The organism is Bradyrhizobium sp., from assembly GCF_036735945.1.
In the GTDB taxonomy this organism is placed as follows: Bacteria; Pseudomonadota; Alphaproteobacteria; order Rhizobiales; family Xanthobacteraceae; genus Bradyrhizobium.
On record NZ_DAINNI010000235.1, the window covers coordinates 1 to 3341 of the forward strand.

The 3341-nt window shown below is 65.7% G+C and carries 3 protein-coding genes; 2 read left to right on the top strand and 1 reads right to left on the bottom strand.

Translation table 11 applies throughout. From position 1 onward, the window contains the following. Together V7E26_RS29715 and V7E26_RS29720 are read left to right on the top strand one after the other, a co-directional pair. Nucleotides 1–537, top strand: a 537-nt coding sequence (locus V7E26_RS29715; protein ID WP_324422951.1) for a L,D-transpeptidase, incomplete at its 5' end; no start/stop codon positions are given. 173 nt (nt 538–710) lie between these two features. Beyond that, nucleotides 711–1109: a carboxymuconolactone decarboxylase family protein gene (locus tag V7E26_RS29720; protein ID WP_324422952.1), complete on the top strand. Its 399-nt coding sequence runs from the start codon at nt 711–713 to the stop codon at nt 1107–1109. A 37-nt stretch (nt 1110–1146) separates the two neighbouring features. Here V7E26_RS29720 and V7E26_RS29725 read toward each other — a convergent pair. Continuing rightward, nucleotides 1147–3341: spermidine synthase (locus tag V7E26_RS29725; protein ID WP_324422953.1), on the bottom strand; the 2195-nt coding region annotated here is incomplete at its 5' end.

The window sequence follows — 3341 nt, forward strand, 5'->3', positions numbered from 1 at the left end:
TCGATCTTCTTCACCAAGATCGGCCACGCCATCCACGGCACCGACTCCGTCAACCGCCTCGGCTCGCCGGCCTCACATGGTTGCGTGCGGCTGTCGCGCGAGAACGCTTCGAGGCTCTGGGATCTGGTGAAGCAGGAAGGCGTTCTCAACACCACGGTAACGCTGACTGGCTCCTCCCAGGTGGCGCTGGCGCGCAATCCGCGTCGCGGCAATCCCGCCGTCGCGCGCCGCGCGCCGCAGTCGCAATATGAACAGCAATACGGCTCCGCGGCCGGCGATCCCGTCGTGATCACCCCGCAGCAGCAGCGCGTGGCGCCGCTGGCGCGCGCCGATGACGGCTACATCTATCCGGCCGACGGGTCATCCAGCGAGGCGCGCTATCCGGCGCCGCCCAGCCGCCGCGGCTACGACACGCAGGCGTCTCAGCAGCAGCAATATTACGACAACCGCGGCTATGCGCCGGCGCCGCAGGGCTACTACTACCAGCCGCGGCAGCAATATTATCAGCCGCGCGGGCTGTTCAGCTCTCAGAACTAGCTGGCGGACTCGTCAGCCGCGCCGCGCCTGCTGCCCGATGTCGTGCGCGATCATTCCGGCGGCCATTGCTAGGGCGTGTCGTCCACGGTCGCAATTGCGCCCGCTTGATCCATCGCAAAGCCGGACTTCGCCGTGCCGGTTATGGGTATAAGCCTATCACAGGGCAGAATCCCATGAACAATTGGCCGCAACAAACCACTGAGTTAAGCACCCTGCTCCGCGAGCTTCGGGGAACAGCTCCCGACGTCATGAAGGCGTTCGCCGGCATTGCAAAGGCGGCCACCGTCTCGAAGGCGCTCGACGTCAAAACCAAGGAGCTGATTGCGCTCGGCATTGCCGTCGCCGTGCGATGCGACGACTGCATTGCCTTCCACGCCAAGGCCGCCGTCGAGCATGGCGCGACCAGAGATGAAGTCAGCGAGACGCTGGGAATGGCGATCTACATGGGCGCAGGGCCGTCGGTCATGTATGCGAGCCACGCGCTGGAGGCGTTCACGCAATTCGAAGCCGCAGCCAAACCATCCGTCAAGCCGGAAGCCGTCCGCGAAGAGGAAGAAATCCGCATCGAGTGACGAGGTGGCGGCCTGATGCCCGGCGCCCGAACGTCCCCTATTCCTCGCCGCGCCGCAGCCGCCGCCACACCGCGCCCAGCACGTTGGAATAGTCGTCGGTCCAGACCCGCTGGTTATCTTCGGCTTCGGTTAGCGCCCACTGGTCCGACGACGCCAGTTTGCCGACATCGGCCTCTTCCCGCGCCGAGACCACGACCGAGGTCGAGAAGATGTATTCATTGTCGCGGTTGGTATCCTCGCTGTAGACCCAGCTCTTCATGTCGTTGGCGTCGGCGATGCCGACGACGACGCTCGAAAGTTCCAGATGCCGGTTGGAGACGTGCATCGCCACCGCGCCCTGCGGCGCCAGCTTGGACTTGTAGATCTCCATCGCCTCTTCGGTCGCGAGATGAATCGGAATCGCGTCCGACGAATAGGCGTCGACGATGATCAGATCGTAGATCCCGTCGGGCTCGCGTGCGAAGGTCAACCGCGCATCACCGATCACGGGCTCGATGTTCGGCTCGCAGACCTGGATGTAGGTGAAATATTTCGGGTCGCGCGCGGTATCGACCATGGTCTGGTCAATCTCGAAGAACTTCCAGTCCTCGCCGGGCTCCGCGGCGCAGGTCAGCGTGCCGGAGCCCAAGCCGATCACGGCGACCCGCAGCGGCGCGCCCTTGCGCGCACGGATCGCGGTGATCGCCTGACCGATGCCGCCATCCCTGTGATAGTAGGTGATCGGCTCCGGCTGCCCGGTGACCGGCGTGCCGTCGTCGTTCTTGAATTTCTCGGCGCCGTGGATCGTGGTGCCGTGCATCAGCACGTGATACTGGCCGTTCGGCGTCACCACGATCTTGTGCACGCCGAAGAAGCTGCGCACGGTCTCGACCCGCCCTTCGTCGGCAGGGTAAGCGCGCAGCAACACCAGCGCGACCGCGACGGTGGCAAAGATCTTCCAGCGGTCGGCGTTGAGCGCCAGCGCGAGCAGCGCCGAAAGCACGCCGACGCCGCCGATCACCCAGACCCTCCAGGTGTCGAGCCAGACGAAGAACTTGCCGGTAGTATAGGTCGGCACGATCAGCGCCACCGCCAGCGCGGCGAGGAACGGCCAGTACCATCGGCTCCAGCGCGGCAGCCGCTCGTTGCCGGCGGGACGGCACAGCGCCGCGAGCGTCAGCAGGATCGGATATTCCGCGACCCAGGAGAAGGTGAACGGTGCGATCAGCCCGGCGAACAGACCGCCGACCATGCCGCCGAACGACAGCGCGACATAGAAGCCGGTGAGATATTTGGCCGCCGGACGTGTGCGCGCCAGTTCGCCATGGCAGGCCATCGCGATGACGAAGAAGCAGAGCTGGTGGCCGCCGAGCGTCAGCAGCAGGTTCTGCTCGCCGCCGACCGCGAGCAAAATCACGGTGCCGGCGATCGCCAGCGGCTGCGCCAGCAGCATCCATTTGTGCGGCAGCAGCGGGCGCGACTGGAACACCAGCACCCAGGTCAAGAGATAGAGCGACAGCGGCAGCACCCACAGCAGCGGCGCGGCGGCGACGTCGGTGGAGATGTGCGCGGTCACCGCGATCAACAGCCCCGACGGCACGGCTGCGAGGAAGATCCAGCGCGCCCGCAACAGCCATGACGGCGCGGGTGCGTCGCTGTCGTCGGCCGGCATGTTCAACTCCGCCGCCTTGGCCGGCGAGCGCAACAGCAGGACGCCGCAGGTCGCGATCAGCACGATCAACAGCCCGTAGCCGCCGGTCCAGATCAGGTTCTGCGTGCGCAGCGTGAACATCGGTTCCAGCAGCACCGGATAGGACAAAAGCGCCAGGAAGCTGCCGATGTTCGAGGAGGCGTAGAGGAAATACGGGTCGGGGCCGTTGGGGTGGCCGGTGCGGACGAACCAGGCCTGCAGCAGCGGGTTGTTGGCCGCGAGGGCAAAGAACGGCAGCCCGATCGATATCGCGAACAGGCCGAGCAGCCAGAGCGCGTAGCCCGAATTCGGCGGCTCGCCCCACCCGCTCGCGATCGAAAGCGGCAGCGTCAGCATCGCCACCGCCAGCAGCACCAGATGCACCGCCACGGGAAGCGTGCGGTTGCGGAGTTGCATCAGAAAATGCGCATAGGCATAACCGCCCAGCAGCAGCGACTGGAAGAACACCATCGCCACCGACCAGACCGCCGGAGAGCCGCCGAGCCGTGGCAGCACCATCTTGGTGAACAGCGGCTGCACCGAGAACAACAGCAGCGCGCTGA

Bases quoted from the DNA above. Each gene is read 5' to 3' on its own strand.
- V7E26_RS29720 (WP_324422952.1), top strand. From the start codon at position 711: ATGAACAATTGGCCGCAACAAACCACTGAGTTAAGCACCCTGCTCCGC.